Annotated in this window: 16 protein-coding genes; 12 read left to right on the top strand and 4 right to left on the bottom strand. The window is 35.1% G+C overall.

Annotated elements, in window-relative coordinates; genetic code table 11:
* Positions 1-27: 27 nt before the first annotated feature.
* From DUZ96_RS10950 to DUZ96_RS10940, 3 genes are all read right to left on the bottom strand, one after another.
* Positions 28-1,389: an MATE family efflux transporter gene (locus tag DUZ96_RS10950; protein WP_114301982.1), complete on the bottom strand. Its 1,362-nt coding sequence runs from the start codon at positions 1,387-1,389 to the stop codon at positions 28-30.
* Positions 1,389-2,426, bottom strand: a complete 1,038-nt coding sequence (gene hemH, locus DUZ96_RS10945; protein ID WP_114301981.1) for a ferrochelatase — start codon at positions 2,424-2,426, stop codon at positions 1,389-1,391. The genes DUZ96_RS10950 and hemH overlap by 1 nt, the downstream gene beginning before the upstream one ends.
* Positions 2,427-2,508: 82 nt before the next feature.
* Positions 2,509-3,420, bottom strand: a complete 912-nt coding sequence (locus tag DUZ96_RS10940) for a helix-turn-helix transcriptional regulator (protein ID WP_114301980.1) — start codon at positions 3,418-3,420, stop codon at positions 2,509-2,511.
* A gap of 200 nt (positions 3,421-3,620) precedes the next feature.
* On the opposite strand from DUZ96_RS10940, the gene hemA reads away from it, so the two are divergent.
* From hemA to DUZ96_RS10880, 12 genes are all read left to right on the top strand, one after another.
* A complete protein-coding gene (hemA, locus tag DUZ96_RS10935) occupies positions 3,621-4,871 on the top strand; it encodes a glutamyl-tRNA reductase (RefSeq protein WP_114301979.1) in 1,251 nt (416 codons plus the stop codon).
* Positions 4,864-6,438, top strand: a complete 1,575-nt coding sequence (gene hemC / locus DUZ96_RS10930; RefSeq protein ID WP_114301978.1) for a hydroxymethylbilane synthase — start codon at positions 4,864-4,866, stop codon at positions 6,436-6,438. Before hemA ends, hemC begins: the two co-directional genes overlap by 8 nt.
* Positions 6,439-6,443: 5 nt before the next feature.
* The gene (gene hemE / locus DUZ96_RS10925; protein ID WP_114301977.1) at positions 6,444-7,469 is read left to right on the top strand and encodes a uroporphyrinogen decarboxylase; all 1,026 of its coding nucleotides are present in this window, start codon (positions 6,444-6,446) and stop codon (positions 7,467-7,469) included.
* Positions 7,462-8,232: an EI24 domain-containing protein gene (locus DUZ96_RS10920; protein ID WP_114301976.1), complete on the top strand. Its 771-nt coding sequence runs from the start codon at positions 7,462-7,464 to the stop codon at positions 8,230-8,232. The genes hemE and DUZ96_RS10920 overlap by 8 nt, the downstream gene beginning before the upstream one ends.
* On the top strand, positions 8,229-8,765 hold the full coding sequence (locus tag DUZ96_RS10915) for a GNAT family N-acetyltransferase (protein WP_114301975.1): 537 nt from the start codon (positions 8,229-8,231) through the stop codon (positions 8,763-8,765). The genes DUZ96_RS10920 and DUZ96_RS10915 overlap by 4 nt, the downstream gene beginning before the upstream one ends.
* 3 nt (positions 8,766-8,768) lie before the next feature.
* Positions 8,769-9,671 (top strand): oxygen-dependent coproporphyrinogen oxidase, encoded by a 903-nt coding sequence (gene hemF, locus DUZ96_RS10910; RefSeq protein ID WP_114301974.1) that lies wholly within the window; start codon positions 8,769-8,771, stop codon positions 9,669-9,671.
* A 2-nt stretch (positions 9,672-9,673) separates the two neighbouring features.
* Positions 9,674-10,663: a porphobilinogen synthase gene (gene hemB, locus DUZ96_RS10905; protein ID WP_114301973.1), complete on the top strand. Its 990-nt coding sequence runs from the start codon at positions 9,674-9,676 to the stop codon at positions 10,661-10,663.
* Positions 10,664-10,692: 29 nt separating this feature from the next.
* Positions 10,693-11,811: a CNNM domain-containing protein gene (locus DUZ96_RS10900; RefSeq protein ID WP_114301972.1), complete on the top strand. Its 1,119-nt coding sequence runs from the start codon at positions 10,693-10,695 to the stop codon at positions 11,809-11,811.
* Complete coding sequence (locus DUZ96_RS10895) at positions 11,811-12,281, top strand: methylated-DNA--[protein]-cysteine S-methyltransferase (protein ID WP_114301971.1); 471 nt, start codon at positions 11,811-11,813, stop codon at positions 12,279-12,281. Before DUZ96_RS10900 ends, DUZ96_RS10895 begins: the two co-directional genes overlap by 1 nt.
* 80 nt (positions 12,282-12,361) lie before the next feature.
* Positions 12,362-12,796 carry a PaaI family thioesterase gene (locus DUZ96_RS10890; RefSeq protein WP_258774379.1) on the top strand — a complete coding sequence of 145 codons (435 nt, stop codon included), beginning with the start codon at positions 12,362-12,364 and terminating at the stop codon, positions 12,794-12,796.
* A gap of 18 nt (positions 12,797-12,814) precedes the next feature.
* The gene (locus DUZ96_RS10885) at positions 12,815-13,969 is read left to right on the top strand and encodes a serine hydrolase (RefSeq protein ID WP_114301969.1); all 1,155 of its coding nucleotides are present in this window, start codon (positions 12,815-12,817) and stop codon (positions 13,967-13,969) included.
* Positions 13,966-14,679 carry a 3'-5' exonuclease gene (locus DUZ96_RS10880; protein WP_114301968.1) on the top strand — a complete coding sequence of 238 codons (714 nt, stop codon included), beginning with the start codon at positions 13,966-13,968 and terminating at the stop codon, positions 14,677-14,679. Before DUZ96_RS10885 ends, DUZ96_RS10880 begins: the two co-directional genes overlap by 4 nt.
* A gap of 49 nt (positions 14,680-14,728) precedes the next feature.
* Here the strand turns inward: DUZ96_RS10880 and DUZ96_RS10875 are convergent, their stop codons facing one another.
* On the bottom strand, positions 14,729-19,999 hold the full coding sequence (locus DUZ96_RS10875) for an immunoglobulin-like domain-containing protein (RefSeq protein ID WP_114301967.1): 5,271 nt from the start codon (positions 19,997-19,999) through the stop codon (positions 14,729-14,731).
* Positions 20,000-20,247 lie beyond the last annotated feature (248 nt).

Below are 20,247 nucleotides of genomic sequence, written 5' to 3'. Positions count from 1 at the left end.
TAATTATAGAATCCTAAAATTAAGAATTTAATATGATTCTGATTCCTTTGGCAATAAATTTAACGTCACCTCTCTGTGTAAAAAATACGCTGTCACAATTGTAGCAAGTATATCCGATACAGGAAATGCAATCCACACGCCTAACTCACCATAAAAATGAGGTAGAATGAAAATTAAAGGAATAAAGAAAAGGCCTTGTCTTAATAAAGTAAGTAATAATGCTGGGGTTGCCTTACCAATAGCTTGAAAATATGCTGCGCCTATTAATTGAATCGCTATAATTGGAGTCGCAGCAAATACCCATCGCATTGCTGGAGGTGTTTCTACTAATACTGCTTGGTCTTGAGTAAATAAGCTTGTGATAGCTTCAGGAAAAATCATTAAGAAAACAAAAACAATTCCCGCTAGTAAAGCCGCGTATTTTATGGCTGTCATTATTGTTTTCCGGACTCGGCTGTAATTTTCTGCCCCATAGTTATATCCTGCAATTGGTAAAAATCCTTGAGTAATTCCATAAACAGGAAACAAGGCAAACATTAACATTCTACCAACAATGGCGTAGGCTGTTACGGATGTTTCACCACCAAAATCAAACAAAATGTTATTCATCAACAAATACGTAACACTAACAACAGCCTGTCTGGATAATGTAACAAAACCTAAGCTTCCAATTTCTTTAATTATTGGAAAATTCAATTTGTAAAAACAATCTGTAATCTTTAGTTCTGAGTTTTTTGAAAGAAAAAACCAAAGGATAAAAGCTAGGCAAAGCACATAGGAACCTGTTGTTGCCCAAGCAGCACCATGCATTCCGAAATCAAATATTCTGATAAGAATATAATCTAAAACCAAATTACCAATTGATGGAATCATCATCGCATACATGGCAAATTTAGGTTTACCTTCTGCTCTGATAACTGTATTGCCCATCATACAAAGCGCTAAAAACGGAATACCATAAAGTACAATAACATAATATACCTTGGCAGGTTCAAAAATTGCACCTTTACCACCAAATGCAGGAATTATACTATCAACAAATAATAAACCTGGGATTACTAATGCGACAGTTAATAATAAAGTGAGCGTTATTTGGTTGCCAAAAGTTGTAAGCGCCTTTTTACGATTATCAGCACCAAGTGCTCTGGAGATAATAGATGACCCTCCAATACCAATTGCCATTCCTAATGCCGCAATAAAAAATGAAACTGGCAATACAACATTAATTGCCGCAATAGCTACAGATCCTATCCAATTACCAACAAAAATGGTGTCTACAAGAATATTCAAAGACATCACTAAAATACCAATAGAAGCTGGTACTGCCTGCTTTATTAGTAATTTACCAATAGGTTGATGTCCTAAATCTTGAGAGGTTACTTTAGCCATTAGGCAATTACAGTTTCAGTGGCAATCCACTCCATTGTAATATTAGAAAGTACTTGAGCAAAATCATCTCGTTCGTTTAGGCAAGGAATAACAGTAAATTCCTCTCCACCAACTTCGTGAAATATTTCTTCCCCTTCCATAGCAATTTCTTCAAGGGTTTCTAAACAATCACTAACAAAAGCCGGTGTTACAATAGCCATTTTCTTAATACCCTCTTTACCCATTCGCTCAATGGTGCGGTCCGTATATGGTTTTAACCATGGATCAAAGCCTAATCTAGATTGAAACGTTGTAGAATAAGTTCCGTTCTTTAAGCCTAATTTTTTAGCAACATTTATCGTAGTAATTTCGCATTGATGACGGTAGCAAAACTCATGCTGTAGACTACCCTTTTTAAAACAACACTTGCCATCCATTTTACAATTGCCGTTAGTTACATCACTTTTTCTAATGTGGCGCTCTGGAACACCATGATAACTAAAGAGGATATGTTCATAATCCAAGTCCTCAAGCTTTTCAGCTATACTCGCAGACAGTACATCAATATAATCTTGTCTATTATAAAACGCAGGTGTGCGTGTAATTTTTACTTGCGGTAAATATTTTGAAACAAGTTCATCTACTTTTACGTCAATGGTTTCAGTGGTAGCCATAGCAAACTGAGGATATAATGGAATGGTTTTAATATCTGTGCATCCTTTATCTACTAACTCTTGAAGACCTTTTTTTATAGTCATACTGCCATAGCGCATAGCTAAAGCCACTGGGACATCCAATTGGTTCTGAACTTTTTCTTGAAGTCTTTCTGACAAAACAATTAATGGCGATCCCTCATCCCACCAGATCTTTTTGTATGCCTTTGCTGAAGCTTTTGGCCTTGTGTTTAGAATTATTCCTTTTACCAAAAGAGTACGTGCCCAAAGTGGTACATCAATCACACGTTCGTCCATTAAAAATTCGCCTAAATATCTTTTTACATCCTTAGGATTTGGACTATCTGGCGAACCAAGATTTACTAATAATATTCCTTTTTTCATCTTATTTTTTTGCAATGCAAAAATACAACTCAATTACCCAAAACTGAATGGGTTTAATTGTATTTTAATATTGTTCTATAGATTAATTCTTTTGGCCGTTTGTGCTACTTACATAGCGTTTTGGTGTAGTCCCAAATTTCTTTTTAAACGCTGCAATAAAATGACTGGCTGTACTATAACCAACTTTTAGCCCAACCTCATTTACGTTGAATTCACCAGATTCAAGTAATTTTCGAGCAACTTCCATTTTATAATCAAACAAAAAACCATAAACTGTATCGCCATAAATTTGTTTAAATCCTTCTTTCAATTTTTTAAGGCTTAAATCTACTTCTGCCGCTAAATCTTTTAGTGTTGGTGGTTCTGCCATTCTTAAAACAACAATGTCCTTTGCTCTTTTTAGTTTTGCTACATTGACTTCATCAACTAAAAAAGGACACTGTTCTACATCTGCATCTTCACTTCTATTAAAATAATGGCTTAATAACTCGTACACTTTACCTTTAAAATATAGTGGTTTTACAGATGTGTTAAGGTTATAACTAATCATTTGATTTAATACCACGGCCATCGATGGATTTATTTTGCCATCATTGTAATATTTTTTGTCCTTGTTTTCATCAGTTAAAAAAGTAACGTAGTTGGCATCCTTTGAAAATAAATTGTGGAATTTCTCTATAGAAATAACAGCAGAAACAATCCAAGAGTGTGGCTGAAGCTCTACATGTATTGGTAAATTTCGCTGAGGATTGTAAAGTAATAAAGAGGTTTCTTCATTGATATTTAATTTGTAATTGCCTTGATTAAAAACAAATACAGCTAATCCCTTAGTGCAAAAATGAAATTGTAAATAACTACTATCTATCTCGCGTTCAAGAATTTCAACATCGTTATTTTCATTTTTATGCATTAGTACAAAAAAACCATCTTCTAAAAACGTTTCTTCAAAAGTACCTCTAGCGACACTTTTTGAAGACGAAATATTTAAATCCATTTTTCCTGTTATTTAGATTCGTTCTAAACAAAAAGTCAAAAAACCTTTTATTCAAGGCAAAAATATGACAATTATCATATTTTTATAAAAAAGAAACTTAAAAACCCACAAACGACATTTAAAGTTCCTCTAGCGTTATTTTTTTGATAGTAACAAAATTATTTTTGCTTTGTTAATTTCCAAGTCAGGTAAACGAGCGAATGCAACAGCAAAAAAGCACACATTTTTATACCATTGGCCTCAGCTATTTAAAAGCTGATGCAGAAGTGCGTGGTCATTTTAGCCTAAGTGATACTGCCAAAAATAATTTGTTGTTACAGGCTAAAGATAGTGGCATTGAAAGTCTTGTTGTTATTTCTACATGCAATAGGACCGAGCTTTACGGTTTTGCGGAGCATCCATATCAGCTGATTCATTTACTTTGTGAAAACACCAAGGGTACTGTAGAAGAATTTCAAGAAGTGGCCTATGTTTATAAAAACAAGGAGGCGATAAACCATATATTGAGAGTGGGTTCTGGTTTAGACAGTCAAATTCTAGGAGATTTTGAAATCATTAGTCAAATAAAGGTTAGTGCTAGACAATCAAAAAAACAAGGATTGTTAAATTCATTTACAGAACGTTTAATCAATTCGGTTATACAGGCGAGTAAAAGGATTAAAACAGAGACAGAATTGTCATCAGGTGCGACGTCAGTTTCGTTTGCCTCAGTTCAATATATCATGAATAATGTTCAGGATATTGCTGACAAAAATATCTTGCTTTTTGGTACAGGTAAAATTGGAAGAAACACATGTGAGAATTTAGTTAAGCATACTAAGAACTCTCATATAACTTTAATTAATAGAACTAAAACCAAAGCCGAAGAAGTTGCGGGAAAATTTAATCTTATTGTTAAAGATTATGTGGAGTTACAGTCAGAAATTAATAATTCTGATATTGTAATTGTAGCTACTGGTGCACAAGATCCTACCGTTTTCAAAAACCTTATTTCTACAAATCGTCCGCTATTAATATTGGATTTGTCTATTCCAAAAAACGTTAACGAGGATGTGAAAGATCTTCAAAATGTATCATTGGTTCACATGGATGATTTAGCAAGGATTACAGATGATACTTTAGTAAAACGTAAAGCCTATATTCCTCAGGCAGAGTCTATTATTTCTGAGATCATGGGAGAATTTAACGTTTGGTTAGATACTCTAAAATTTGTCCCTACTATACAGGCAATTAAACATAAATTAACACATCTTAAAAATTCAGAACTAAATTCTCAACGAAAAAAAATTGCTGATTTTAATGAAGATCAAGCGGAATTGATTTCAAATAATATCATTCAAAAGATTACAAATCAGTTTGCACATCACTTACGCGAAGACAACAGTTCATCAGACGAAAGCATTGAGCTTATCAAAAAAATATTCCAGTTAGAAACTACCGATAATGTCTAAAATAATTCGCATTGGCACACGAGATAGTAAACTCGCTATGTGGCAAGCTAAAACCGTACAATCACTTCTTGAAAAACTTGGTCATAAAACGGTATTAGTCCCAATAAAATCAACTGGAGATATTGTTCTAGACAAACCACTTTATGAGCTGGGTATTACAGGCATATTTACCAAAACCTTAGATATTGCTATACTCAATGAAGATATTGATATCGCAGTACACTCGTTAAAAGATGTACCAACGCAATTACCAAAAGGAATTGTACAAGCGGCAGTTATAAAACGTGGTAATGTTAATGATACGCTTGTTTATAAAAATAACGAAGAGTTTCTTTCTGCTAAGGATGCTATTGTTGCCACAGGTAGTTTACGCCGACGTGCACAATGGTTAAATCGATATCCAACACATACCGTTGTTGGGCTTCGTGGTAATGTTAACTCTAGATTAGAAAAACTCGAAAGCAATGACTGGAACGCTGCAATATTTGCAGCGGCTGGTATAGGTAGGCTAAATATTAAGCCTGAAAATGCTATTAATCTACATTGGATGATTCCGGCACCAGCCCAAGGTGCTGTAATGATAACCGCTTTAGAAAGTGATGAGGAAATCCGAACAATATGCGCTGAAATTAACCATGAGGAAACAGAAATTTGTACAACTATTGAACGAAAGTTCTTAAGACAACTTGAAGGCGGATGCACAGCTCCAATAGGTGCTTTAGCATATATTAAAAATGAGGAGGTAAATTTTAAAGGAATCTTATTAAGTAAAGACGGTTCAAAAAAAATAGAAGTCTCAAAAGTGGTTCCGCTTGGTGAGCATTCAGATATTGGTGAATTTTGTGCCGACTATATAATTGGTAAAGGTGGTAAAACGTTGATGGATCAATTACAGCGTAGTGACAGAAATACCAATATCTACTCTACTAAAAAATTAACGGACGGGCAGTTGCAGTTATTTCATAATAATGTTGTTGCAGATAGTAATGATGCCATAAAAATTAGTCTTAACCGTATTCCTAAAAGTGTAGTCAGAAAAGAGATCGAAAATGTAATTATTACAAGTAAAAATGGTGTAGAAGCCCTACTTCATAATTTTGCACCTGCAGAACTTCAATTTAAAAATATCTATTGTGTTGGAAGACGCACAAAGAGAATGATTGAAAAACGCATAGGTAATGTAAAGCATATTGAAGCAAACGCTAAAAAATTAGCCGAACACCTTGTGGAATATATGGAAGGTGCAGAAGTCACTTATTTCTGTAGTGATTTAAGATTAGACGACCTGCCAAATATCTTAGTAGAAAATAACATAACCGTTAATGAAATAGAAGCTTATCAAACGAAATACAATACAGATAAGGTTGAGAGCAATCTTGACGGAGTAATGTTTTATAGCCCATCAACCGTTGAAAGCTATTTAAAACAAAACAAGGCTTCTGGTATTGCATTTTGTATCGGTGAAACTACAGCCAAAGTAGCAAAGCAATTTTTTGAAGATGTGAGAATAGCGAAAGTCCCTACTGTAGAAAGTGTGATTGAGCTGGTGAATGAAAATTATGTTTAATAACTATGATTAAGAACGATTTATATCTAAGAGCATTAAAAGGTGAAACTGTTGAACGTCCTCCTGTATGGATGATGCGTCAAGCAGGGCGTTATTTGCCTGAATTCATGGAGATAAAGGCTAAATATGACTTCTTTACAAGATGTAGAACACCAGAGCTTGCAAGTGAGATTACTGTTCAACCTATTAGGCGATATGGTATGGATGCGGCAATTTTATTTAGCGATATTTTGGTTATTCCTCAAGCCATGAACATAGAGGTAGAAATGAAACCAAATTTTGGTCCATATTTACCAAATCCTGTTCGTAATCATAAAGACGTAGACAATGTTATTATTCCGGATGTAAATGTAGAATTAGACTACGTGATGCAAGCCATTAAGGCTACCAAGGAATTATTGAATAACGAGATTCCTTTAATTGGCTTTGCCGGATCACCTTGGACCATTTTATGCTATTGCGTACAAGGACAGGGCAGTAAAAATTTTGATAAGGCCAAAGAATTTTGTTTTACCAATCCTATAGCGGCACATCAACTGTTACAAAAAATTACTGATACAACAATTGCATATCTAAAGGCAAAAGTAAAGGCAGGATGTGATGCGGTACAGATTTTCGATTCTTGGGGTGGCATGTTATCTCCAGTTGATTATCAAGAATTCTCATGGCAGTACATTAATCAAATTATAGAGGCGTTGAAGGATGACGCTCCTGTTATTGCTTTTGGTAAAGGGTGTTGGTTTGCTCTTGGAGAAATGGCAAAATCCAATGCGTCAGCATTGGGAATAGACTGGACTTGTTCTGCTAGAAATGCACGCTATTTAACAGGTGGCAATATAACACTACAAGGCAATTTTGATCCCACAAGATTATTTTCTCCGCCTTCTGAAATAAAGAAAATGGTTCACCAAATGATTAACGAATTTGGTAAAGACAAATACATTGTAAATTTAGGTCACGGTATATTACCTAATATTCCATTGGATAATGCCAAGGCATTTATTGACGCAGTGAAAGAATATTATGTTTAAAAACATTCTAAAAGGATTAGAAGCTTACTCAGGCACATTTGCACTAATTTCTAAATTGAAATTATGGAAGTACTTTGCTATTCCAATTGTTATAAGTATTGTAACTGCACTTACAATTGGAGTGACGGCATATGGTCTATCAGATAATATTGGTAGATTTATTTCAAGTATTTGGCCATGGGACTTTGGTAAAGAAACATTTACTTCTATTTCTACATTTATTGGGGCTATAGTGATAATTGCTATAGGTTTGATCCTGTATAAACATATAATTATGGCGCTATCTGCACCATTTATGAGTCCCGTTTCAGAAAAAATTGAAACACACCTAACAGGAATTGAAAAGCATCAACACCGCAACACAACTTTTGGACAACAATTATGGAGAGGTATAAGAATTAACCTGAGAAATCTAGGAAAAGAGTTGTTGATTACCAGCCCAATCTTAATGTTAAAGTTTATTCCTGTAATTAATATTTTCTCAACAGTCCTTTTATTTTTAGTGCAGGCCTATTATGCTGGTTTCGGTAATATGGACTACACCCTTGAACGCCATTTTAAATATGGTGAAAGTGTTCAATTTGTCAGAAAATATCGAGGAATTGCCATTGGCAACGGAATCGTATTCATCCTATTATTATTAGTGCCTATTATTGGTATAATACTGGTCTTACCATTAAGTGTTACAGCAGCATCACTTAAAACTGTCACCTTGCTCAAGGAAGAAAGAAGGCTGAATAATTCAGAAATTAAAGTTTTATGACAGCACAATTTGATGGTTTCGAAATTAACCCAATTCATGAAGGTGACGCATGGAAAATTTGTACTTTTATTGTTGCAAATACAGACCGTCTTAAACGTTACTTCCCAAAAACCTTGGAGCAAAATTTAACACCGACATTATCACAGATTTTTGTTGAGAAAAAAGTTAAGCAGTTCCAAAATAGAGAAGAGTTTCTGTTTATGCTCAAAGCGTCAGAAACAAGAGCGTTAGCTGGATTAATTTACCTCAAGGAACTAAACTGGAAAACCAAGCAGGGAGAATATGCATATTGTATAGGTTATCCTTTTAAAGGCAATGGACTAATTACAAAAGCTATTAAGGTTTTAAACGAATATGCATTAAATGTACTTCAACTTGAAACATTACAAATAATAGCAAATAAAGACAACCAATCTAGTATAGATGTAGCCTTAAATAATGGTTTTAAATGGCAAAAAACACTTTTAAATGGGTTTACTCCTCCCGGAGAATCGCCATTAGATATGGAGTTGTTTGAATTATATAAAAACTAGGTTTTGAAGGATAAATTTTTCAATTACATACATGAATTACAAGATACGATTACCTCAAAACTTGAGGCAATTGACTGTAAAGCGACATTTCAAGAAGATATTTGGAAACGTCCTGAAGGTGGTGGTGGACGAACACGTGTAATCCAAAACGGTAATGTCTTCGAAAAAGGCGGTGTGAATATTTCTGGAGTACACGGAAACCTGCCAAACAGTATGCAAGCCTATTTTGGTGTTAAAGATGCTGATTTTTTTGCTTGCGGTCTTAGTTTAGTACTGCACCCTAAAAACCCAATGGTGCCAACAGCGCACGGCAATTGGAGGTATTTTGAAATGTACAATAAGAATGGAGATATTGTAGACCAATGGTTTGGAGGTGGTCAAGATTTAACGCCATATTATTTGTTTGATGAGGATGCTAAACATTTCCATCAAGTATGTAAATCAGCCTGTGATAAACATAGCCTAGATTTCTACCCGAAATACAAAAAACGTTGTGATGAATACTTTTACAACTCGCATCGTAATGAAGCACGTGGTATAGGTGGTTTGTTCTTCGACTATTGCAAAAAGTCAGAATCAATGACCATGCAAAATTGGTATGATTTTGTAACTGATGTAGGTGATAGTTTCCTAGAAGCCTTTGTGCCAATTGTAGAAAAACGAAAGGAACTTGATTATTCCAAAGAACAACGTGATTGGCAAGAAATAAGACGTGGTCGCTATGTTGAGTTTAATTTAGTCCACGATAAAGGCACTTTGTTTGGTTTAAAAACGAATGGGCGTATTGAAAGTATACTTATGAGCTTACCACCACAAGTGCAGTGGGTTTATGATCACCACCCTGCTGAAGGTAGTGAAGAAGAAAAATTAATTAAGGTATTGCAAGAACCTAAAAACTGGATATAATTATGTTTCCAATTAGAAGAAATAGAAGGTTAAGAACAACTGAGGCTATCAGAAGTCTAGTTAGAGAAACCATTATCTCACCCAATGATTTTTTAGTTCCATTGTTTGTCGTTGAAGGCCATGGAATAAAAGAAGAAATTGCATCCATGCCAAATTACTATCGATATAGTTTGGATCTGTTGAAAGATGAAATAAAGACATTATGGAGCTTGGGATTAAAATCTGTATTGCTTTTTGTTAAAGTTGACGACGCTTTAAAAGACAACAAAGGAACTGAAGCGTTAAATCCAAATGGCTTAATGCAACGAGCTATAAAAACCGTAAAGTCAGTTTGCCCAGACATGTTGGTTATGACAGATGTGGCTCTCGATCCTTTTTCTTCCTATGGCCATGATGGTATTATTAAACATGGAAAAATTGTAAACGATGCCACTGTAGAAGTTTTAGCGGAAATGAGTATTTCACATGCTGAAGCTGGAGCTGATTTTGTGGCACCAAGTGATATGATGGATGGTCGTATCCTCGGAATACGTGAAGGGCTAGACCAATCAAACTTTATTGATGTTGGCATAATGAGTTATTCTGCCAAATATGCATCATCATTTTATGGCCCATATAGAGACGCTTTGGATTCAGCACCTGTGGATCTTCAAAATATCCCAAAAGACAAGAAAACTTATCAAATGGATTTTGCCAACAGAGATGAGGCCATCAGAGAGACTGAAATGGACATAAACGAGGGTGCTGATATAGTCATGGTGAAACCAGGATTGTGTTATTTAGATATTGTGAGAGATATTAGAAATTTGTTCGACATACCAATTGCCGTTTATCAAGTTTCTGGTGAGTACGCCATGTTAAAAGCAGCTTCGGAAAAGGGATGGTTAGATCATGATAGTGTTATGCTAGAGCAAGTCACATCTATTAAACGTGCAGGAGCAGATATTATAGCAAGTTATTTTGCAAAAGATGTAGTAAAATTGATTTCGTAAATTAGTACCAACTAAATGACTATACCTTAATGGGCTTACTTATATTTTACGCCATTATTTCTATTTTCTTTTCATTCTTGTGCTCCATATTAGAGGCTGTACTATTAAGTATTACACCGACCTTTATTAATGTAAAAAAGAAAGAAGGTAAAGTATATGCAGATTCTCTAGAAGAATTAAAAAAAGACGTAGATCGGCCTTTAATTGCAATTCTAACCTTAAATACTATCGCACATACTGTTGGTGCAATTTTAGTGGGTGTACAAGCAAAAGTAGCTTATGCGGAATTATATGGTACAACAAGAAGAAGTATTCTGGGAATAGAATTTACAGAAGATGTCATGGTTGGTGTAGTATCTACCGTGATGACTATTTTAATACTAGTAGCTTCTGAAATTATTCCAAAAACCATTGGTGCCACTTATTGGAAACAACTTGCCAATTTCACATCCAAAGCTTTAAATGTTTTAATTTTTCCACTGAAGTGGACTGGGATTTTGTGGTTGCTACAATTAACAACCAAATTAATTGGTGGTAAGGGTCATGGGAGTGTTTTAAGCAGAGAAGGATTTGTTGCTATGGCTGATATAGCACAAGAAGAAGGTGTTTTTGAGGAAAGTGAAAGTAAAGTTATTAAAAATTTATTGACGTTCAAGGAGGTACGCGCTAAGGATGTAATGACCCCTAGAACTGTCATGAAAACCGAAAATGAAAGTACGAGTATAGAAGCATTCTTTGAAATAAATCAGAATATTAGATTTTCTAGAATTCCAGTTTATACTGAAGAAGCAGATAATATTACAGGTTTGGTTTTAAAAGATGAGGTGTTTAAAGAAATGGCATTAGGAAATGGCGCTAAACCTCTATTAGAAATTAAGAGGAATATAATCATAGTTAATCGAAGTATGCCTATTCCTACGTTGTTTGAACAGTTAGTTGAAAGCAGAAATCATATGGCTCTTGTTGTAGATGAATATGGCTCTGTAAGTGGTTTAGTTACCATGGAAGACGTCATTGAAACACTTCTTGGTCTTGAAATTATGGATGAGAGTGACAATGTATCTGACCTTCAATTACTGGCTAGAAAAAGTTGGGAGACAAGAGCGAAACGCCTTGGGCTAATTGAAAATGATAATTTAAAAAAATAATGCCTAGTTGTATTATTGAAACACCAATTGGTTTTGCCAAGATTATTGGTGATAAAAATGGAATTTCTTCAGTTACATTAACTTCAAAAAAAGTAAAATCAGATAGTATTCCATATGAATTACTAGATTGTGTAATTCAGCTGAAAGCTTATTTTAAAGAAGATTTACAATCTTTCAATTTAAATATTAATCCTGAAGGAACAGCATTTCAAAAATCAGTATGGAAACAGCTTCAAACCATACCTTATGGCAAGACTATTTCTTACTTAGAATTATCAAAACAGCTTGGCGATGTTAAAGCTATCAGAGCTGTTGCAAATGCAAATGGGGAAAATCCGCTTTGGGTAATCATTCCGTGCCACAGAGTCATTGGATCTGATGAAAGTTTAACAGGGTATGCAGGAGGTCTCTGTAGAAAACAATGGCTTATAAACCATGAGAGTAATAACAAACAACAAAGTTTATTTTAATGTATAAGTCTGGAACAAAACTTTTAAAAAAGTACTTTAAAGTATCTACGATATATAAATACGGGTTCAATTGGTCACCCATGTATAGACGAACCACGGCTAAAATTGTAGACGTGAGTGATGATTTGTTATATATAAAAATAAGACTCAAATTAAATTGGAAAAATCGCAATTATGCAGGTACCATGTTTGGTGGAAGCATGTTGGCAGCAACAGACCCAATTTATATGATTCAACTATTGCAAATACTTGGTGATCAATATATTGTTTGGGACAAAGCTGTTGATGCTAAATATAAAAAACCTGGCAAAGGAACTATTTATGGTGAATTTATATTTACCAAAGAGGAGATTGATAGCATCAAAAAAACTGTACATGAAAAAAATCAAATGGATCTCACTAAAACTATGAGTTTAGTAGATGCCGAAACGAATATAATTGCAACATTCAATAAAACCCTATACATTGCAGATAAAGACTTTTATAAGAATAAACTTAAAAGTCGAAAACAATAACTCTAAGCTTTTTCAAACATGAAATTTCTAAAAAAGTCTCTTAAATTCTTACTTATACTTTTAGTTGTTGTCGTTGGGCTACTCTATATCACTGATACGGATTATCTTTTAAAAGCAGTCCGTACCATATACATGAGAGGCCATACAACTGCCTATTTAGAAGATTACAAACATTTTGATAATCAAAAAATTGAAGCAAGCGATAATCCCCAACCATGGTCAAATCACAAGGATTACAACAGTGCCAAACCAACTAAAAGGCTTATAAAAGCTAATAAAGATTGGGGAACAATTGCTTATGTAATCATAAAAAATGATAGCATATGGTATGAAGAATATTATGATGGTTTTGGCGAAGATTCTAAATCCAATTCATTTTCTATGGCAAAAAGTTATGTCTCTGGTTTAATGGGTAAAGCGATTCAAGATGGTTATATAAAAAGCTTGGATCAGCCTGTTTGTGATTTCCTTCCTGCTTTTTGTGAGGGTGATGCGGCAAAGATGACCGTTGGTGATTTATCTAGCATGGCCTCTGGCACTAATTGGGACGAAGCCTATTACTCGCCATTATCTATTACAACACGCGCTTATTTCGATGATGATCTGGCCAAGGTAATGAATGGTTTAAAAATGGAAAAAGAACCTAGTAAAGCCTTTAAATATGCAAGTGGTGACACCCAGATGCTTGCAATGGTAATTGAAGAGGCTACTGGTAAAAAACTTTATAATTATTTAGAAGAGAGCTTTTGGAAACCTCTAGGTAGTGAGAATGATGTGCTATGGCAAGTAGATAGTGAGGATCATGATTTAGTAAAAGCTTATTGTTGCATAGCCGGTAATGCGAAGGATTTTGCGCGTTTTGGCAAGCTTTACAAGGACTATGGGAAATGGAATGGCCAACAAATCTTAGACTCCAGTTTTGTAGCAAAATCAATTACGCCAAGATTTTCAGAAAGTCCTGAGTATGGTTATGGTTGGTGGCTAAAAGATGTAAATAGTAAAAACTTTAAAATGATGAGAGGACATTTAGGACAATATGTTATTGTACAGCCTGAAGATAATATCATTATTGTTAGATTAGGTCATCAAAAGTCACCAGATAGTGATATTGGCCAGTTTACTAAAGACATTACACTATACATAGAGGAAGCTTATAAAATGCTTGATTTATGATTAGTAAACTAAATCTAGAAAACATATTATTCCTAGATATTGAAACAGTTCCTGAGACTGAAAACTACTCTGATTTAGATCTAACAAAACAAGAGTTGTGGGAAACTAAATCACGATATCAACGAAAAGAAGAATATACAGCCGAGGAATTCTATAATAGGGCTGGTATATGGGCTGAATTTGGTAAAATCATTTGTATATCTGTCGGATATTTTAAACTAGAAGGTGATATAAGGACATTCAGAGTGACTTCATTTTATGGTAATGAAATAAAAATATTGAAGGATTTTAAAGATCTGGTAATTTCACATTTTAGTCAAAATAAACATCTGTTATGTGCTCATAATGGTAAAGAATTCGATTTTCCATATATAGCACGACGTATGATAATTCATAATATAGAATTACCATACAAACTCAACCTGTTTGGAAAAAAACCGTGGGAAGTACCTCATTTAGATACACTTGAGCTGTGGAAATTTGGAGATTATAAAACTTATACCTCTCTTAAGCTTTTAACCAAGGTTTTAGGCATTCCTTCTCCAAAGGATGATATTGATGGTAGTGAAGTCTATCGTGTTTATTACCAAGAAGAAAATATAGATAGAATAATAAAGTACTGTGAGAAAGATACTGTTGCAGTAGCTCAAATCTTATTAAGGCTTAGAGGTGATGAACTACTTCATGAAAATGAAATAAAACATATATAAAAAAAACCCAAAAGATTCACTTCTGGGTTTTTTATTGGGTTATTATTTATTAGTTCTTAATAAACTTCTTTGTTATTATTTCATCACCATCATTAACTTTAATGAAATATACACCTCCATCTAATTTCGAAACATTTATTGAACCAGCGGTTTTACCTTTAAGCACTGTCTTACCAACTATATCAATGATTGAATAACCAAAGGTCTCTACTCCAGAAACTTCAATATTCATTATATTACCCTTAACTGGGTTAGGATAAATTGAAATATCAAATTCAGATAATTCTTCTGGTTCTCCATATCCAACAATTTCTAGTTTATCCTTACGCCCTCTGGAACTAATCGTTAAACCAGTAATTGTCACTTGATCTATAAATATCTGGTCATTATTCCCTGAAGCATCGCACTGGAATCTAAATCCAGAATTCACTGCGAAGTTATACTGGGAGGGTGTAATACTGACTGTGGCATTGTAGAAAGTGTTATTATTAATATTTACACCTCTTGTCCAGGTCTCCACAGTAAACCAAGAAGATCCATCAAAGAATCGAAGCCAGAAATCTTCCCCATTCTCCATACTTCTTACGTAGAAATAAAAATCAACTTCAATTGTACTAAATGAACTTACATCAATATTGTTTAATGTCATTGATGAAGCTACTCCAGAATTGTCTCTAATTCTAATAGAATATTGTCCTTCAAATGATCTCACTTCGTCAAGACGTCTAGCACAGTCTGATCCCCCATCTATCCAACTATCCAATCCAGTTTCAAAATACCCTTCATTTAGAATAACATCAGTTGGGCTACAAGGTGCGCAAGAACCTCCACAATCAATACCAGTTTCATCTCCATTTTGAATACCATCATTACAAGTTGGAGCAACTGAAACATTTATAGTGCGTGTAACTTCGTTAGCGACATTCCCAGCGGCATCACTAACATTATAGGTAACAAGATATGTGCCAACGGCGTTAGTATCTACAACGTCACCACCAATAACAATATTCGCCGTGATATCTCCATCAATATTGTCAGTAGCTGTAGCACCTAACTCGGTATAGGTATCTCCTTCAATCAAGTCAATAACAGATGAACCATTTAAGGTTATCACTGGTATCGTTGTATCTGGATTTACAGTTACTGTTCTAGTTACTTGAGTTGCAGTATTGCCCGCAGCATCACTAACATTATAGGTTATGATATAAGTTCCTGCTGTATTTGAATCAACAGTATCACCACCAACAACTATATTTGCGGTAATATCGCCATCGACATTATCTGTTGCTGTTGCGCCTGGTTCAGAGAATGAATCACCTAACTCTAAGCTTATACTAGAAGCCCCTATTAAGGTAATTACTGGAGCTGTGGTGTCAAGAATTACATTGACTGTTCTTACAGCCTCAGTGGCAGCATTTCCAGCATCGTCACTTACATTATAAGTCACTAAATATGTACCTGCTGTATTACCATCAACTACATCACCACCGATAACAATATTAGCAGAAATATCTCCGTCAATATTATCTGTGGCCGTTGCACCCAATTCAGTATAGGTATCTCCAACATTTAAGTTAACTGTTGCTGCTCCATTCAAAGTGATTACTGGTGCCGAAGTATCTGGAATCACATTAACAGTTCTGACCACCTCATTGGCAACATTTCCTGCAGCATCACTTACATTATATGTAACCAAATATGTACCGGCGACTGACGTATTTACTACATCACCACCAATAACGATTGAACCCGTAAGGTCTCCATCTACATTGTCAGTGGCAGTTGCACCTTGTTCTGTATAAGTATCTCCAACGTTTAAATCCAAGTTAGATGCACCATTCAGTGTGATAACAGGTGGTGTAACATCTGAGCCAGAAAGCGTACCAACGGTTATCACTTGATCTATATATACCTGGTCATTATTACCTGAAGCATCACAGCGTAATCTAAACTGTGCACTTGGCCCAAATGAGAATTGCGAGTTAGTCACGGTAACCGAATCATTAAAGAAATTGCCATTGGTAAAATCTGTTCCACTTACATACGTAGCAACCGTTGTCCACCCAGAACCATCATTAAATTGTAACCAAAAATCCTCGCCATTCTCCATACTAACAGGATAATAGAAAAAGCTAATCTCAACACTTTCGTAATCAGAGAGATCATATGTTGGTGACGTCATTGAAGACGCTGTTCCTGAATTATCTCGTATCCTTATAGACCATATCCCTTCATAAGAATTTGTGGTTTGAACTCTCGCCACATCACTACCCCCGTCTGTCCAACCATCTAATCCGGTTTCAAAAAATCCTTCATTTAAAGTAGATGTTGCGCATGGTGCACAAGATGAGCCACCACAATCTACTCCAGTCTCATCACCGTTTTGAATGCCATCACTACATGTTGGTGCTGAAAGCGTAGTCTCATTAACTATATTACTTTGTGCAGAACTATTGCCTGCCGCATCATTAGCAATAACATAAAAACTGTATGTAGTACTTTCAGAAAGCCCTGTTACTTGTACACTCGTACCAATAACATTTGCAATCTGTACACCGTCCTGATAAACGTCATAATCAGAAACTCCAACATTATCAGTTGCAGCTGTCCAATTCAAATCGGTACTGGTTTCTGTAGTATTTGAAGCTGTTAAATCAGTAGGAGAAGATGGGGCCTCTTCATCAGGACCTGCCGCTTGTATTATGATCGTATAATCTTCAACTTCTCCATACTGAAATGAATCACAAGGCCCAACATTGGCGTTATAGCTTAATGTCACTCGCATTCTTGTAGAATTCTCAACGGCATTTGTGGGTACAGTAAAGCTACCACTTACAGGAGTTGCCTGTGTCGGAGCTTGAGTGAAAACCTGTTCGCCAGCATCAGAAAAATCTCCATCTCGGTTATAATCAATCCAAACGGAATATCCTTCGCTATAAACTGTACCTGTCCAAGTAGGCGTAATGGTAACAGAATATTGAGTTCCTTTGGTCAATGAAGTTGAAATATTTGTAAAATCTGAATAAAATTGTGCACCAGATGAATTATCAATTGTATTTAGTTGAAGTCTGCTGATATATTCGTCATTAACATTTGTACTTGCTGAATCACAATAATTCAATTGGACATCTGTAGTAGTGAAATTTACTAAACCACTGTAAGCTGAAGTTGCACCACCAGAACACGTACTTCTTACTTGTGCTTCATATTGTGTCAATGCAGTTAGACTTGATAATGAAGAAGAGATTCCTGTAACTGATTCGGTTGTCCAAGTTGATGTCCCTACTTCTCTAAATCTTAAATCATAGCTCGCGCCAGGTACAGCATTCCAACTTAACGTAGCCGTTGTAGTTGCAACATTTGATGCTACTAATCCTGTAGGTATGGTAGCATTACATACAACCGGTGGACCAATTGTAAAGTTGGTGTTAGAAATATCGAAAAAGATATTGTTGGCGCCTTTAACCATGACCCTATTTTGATTCCCTTCATTATTAGGTACTACAATATCATGAGAACCATCATTTGGTACTCCTGTAGCAAGTGTAATAGGATATGTGTCACCTCCATCTGTTGATAAAAATATATCAACATTAGTAGCATTTATACCATTACCTGTTGTACCAGCAACATCCCATGTTACAGTTCTTGTTGTACCAGCATCCCAAGTAACATTAGTGTTTGGTGAATTTAGAATAAAAGGTCCGGCCGAACCATTTACTGTAATACTAGTATCGTCACTATTATTTGTGGCTCCTCCTGCGCGATTATCTCTTGCGGTAAGTCTAAAATTGAGTGTCCTAGATACATTTGGAATAGCCTCCCATTGCCAAGCTGTAGCTCCGGATTTAATTGTTGAAAGGCGCGGGAAATAACGTTTATTATCAGTTGATGGATTAAACGACCTGAAGGATACGCCTGAAGTGGAATTAGTAGAAGGAAAAGTAGTTGAAGCATCATTTTCATCCGCTTGTTCCCAACAATATGTGAGAATATCTCCTATGTCATTATCACTTGCTGTGCCCTCGAGGACAAAAGGTGTTCCTCTCGGAATTGTAAAATTAGGGCCCGCACTTACTGTTGGAATTGAATTTCCGGTATTTGTATTAATTTGACAACTTGTTGTTTTAACATAATTAGTGACCTGCTGAATTGTATACCAATGAAAATAAGGGTCACTCACTGATTGTACATCAGTTGATCCTGTAATACCCGCATAACCCATAATTGTAGAACCACTACCGGGTTCATAATGCGCATTAGTTCCTTCATTTCTGAATGAAAATGTATGGTTCCCCCCAAATTGATGCCCTAATTCGTGAGCTACATAATCTACGTCAAATGGATCGCCTTCGGGCGTAGAACGTGAAGTAAATGCACTTCCCTTTTGTCCATTAACACAAACACATCCTATACAGCCAGCATTTCCATTATCTGAAGCTCTTGCAAATAAATGACCCACATCGTAGTTAGCTTCACCGATAATATTGGTTAAGACGTTTTGCACTTGATTGTTATAACTTCCGTTAGAATAAGGGTCAGTATTACCATTGGTATAAATTATTGCATCATTATTAGGGATTAATACCATTGTTACATTAAAATCATTTTCAAAAAGCCCATTGACACGCGTCATAGTAGTATTTATTGCTGCGAGCGCTTGAGATACTGAACCACCATGATATTGTGTATACTCACCTGTTGTAGATACGGCCAATCGGTAAGTTCTTAATATAGAATCATCAGCATTTCTCATTCCAGCATCCGAACTTATGGAAGCATTTAATTGTGCTGTAACTTGACATTCAAAATTATCATTAAAATTAACTCTATTTTGTCTTTTAAAAATAATGTAGTTGTTTGAATTACGCGCAATTGGTTCGATAAAAGTGCCCGGGCCATTTCCTGACAAAATCATCCCGTTAAACCCTTGTGGTGTAAGGCTAAATCGTATTCTAGATGTTGCGTCGTCAACTCCTTGACCCACATAAGACCTAATATTAGGATATCTTGCTTGTAAATCGGGATGCATAACGGAGGCTTCCATAATAGCAAAGCGTTCTAATTTACCTTCAGAATTAGGAAAAGACAAGACAAGGTTAGAACCATTTTGTGAAAAATTCCTTTGTGGCGCATTTGCAAGTACTTGCTTAAGGGCTTGAGCATTTAGTGTAAATGTTTGATACGTTTTTAATGATTGATGGCTTGATTTTGTGATCGTGCTTGAACTAAAACTTTGTTGTTGCCAAAACACCTTAGATTGCGACCACAAGATGGAAGAACTCATCACGAGGACGAGTAAAAGTAATTTTACTTTCATAATGGTTAGGGTTTATAAAATTATTATAGCATTTTTTATGAAATTAAGAATTTTTTTTCAACCCTTTATAATTAAACTAAAATTAAGGCTATTCAATTCATAATTACGGAACAACTGCAACAGTTTGTGAGTGTTTACTTTCATTTAATAAAAAACTTAAATTTAATTTTAAGCCTTAATCAATTAATAACAGTATTGCAACCATTTTGAATATTTAATTTTTAGATGTATCCGTTGTTTCATCAGGT

This window comes from Winogradskyella sp. KYW1333 (assembly GCF_003335675.1).
Taxonomy (GTDB): Bacteria; Bacteroidota; Bacteroidia; order Flavobacteriales; family Flavobacteriaceae; genus Winogradskyella.
The sequence above is the reverse complement of the archived record's forward strand: the minus strand, read 5'-3'. Positions and strand labels throughout refer to the sequence as shown.

Coding starts and splice junctions, on each gene's coding strand:
- hemE (WP_114301977.1), top strand. CDS start 6,444: ATGATTAAGAACGATTTATATCTAAGAGCATTAAAAGGTGAAACTGTT.
- DUZ96_RS10950 (WP_114301982.1), bottom strand. CDS start 1,389: ATGGCTAAAGTAACCTCTCAAGATTTAGGACATCAACCTATTGGTAAA.
- DUZ96_RS10900 (WP_114301972.1), top strand. CDS start 10,693: ATGGGCTTACTTATATTTTACGCCATTATTTCTATTTTCTTTTCATTC.
- hemA (WP_114301979.1), top strand. CDS start 3,621: ATGCAACAGCAAAAAAGCACACATTTTTATACCATTGGCCTCAGCTAT.
- hemC (WP_114301978.1), top strand. CDS start 4,864: ATGTCTAAAATAATTCGCATTGGCACACGAGATAGTAAACTCGCTATG.
- DUZ96_RS10940 (WP_114301980.1), bottom strand. CDS start 3,420: ATGGATTTAAATATTTCGTCTTCAAAAAGTGTCGCTAGAGGTACTTTT.
- hemB (WP_114301973.1), top strand. CDS start 9,674: ATGTTTCCAATTAGAAGAAATAGAAGGTTAAGAACAACTGAGGCTATC.
- DUZ96_RS10915 (WP_114301975.1), top strand. CDS start 8,229: ATGACAGCACAATTTGATGGTTTCGAAATTAACCCAATTCATGAAGGT.
- DUZ96_RS10885 (WP_114301969.1), top strand. CDS start 12,815: ATGAAATTTCTAAAAAAGTCTCTTAAATTCTTACTTATACTTTTAGTT.
- DUZ96_RS10890 (WP_258774379.1), top strand. CDS start 12,362: ATGTATAGACGAACCACGGCTAAAATTGTAGACGTGAGTGATGATTTG.
- DUZ96_RS10920 (WP_114301976.1), top strand. CDS start 7,462: ATGTTTAAAAACATTCTAAAAGGATTAGAAGCTTACTCAGGCACATTT.
- DUZ96_RS10875 (WP_114301967.1), bottom strand. CDS start 19,999: ATGAAAGTAAAATTACTTTTACTCGTCCTCGTGATGAGTTCTTCCATC.
- hemH (WP_114301981.1), bottom strand. CDS start 2,426: ATGAAAAAAGGAATATTATTAGTAAATCTTGGTTCGCCAGATAGTCCA.
- DUZ96_RS10880 (WP_114301968.1), top strand. CDS start 13,966: ATGATTAGTAAACTAAATCTAGAAAACATATTATTCCTAGATATTGAA.
- DUZ96_RS10895 (WP_114301971.1), top strand. CDS start 11,811: ATGCCTAGTTGTATTATTGAAACACCAATTGGTTTTGCCAAGATTATT.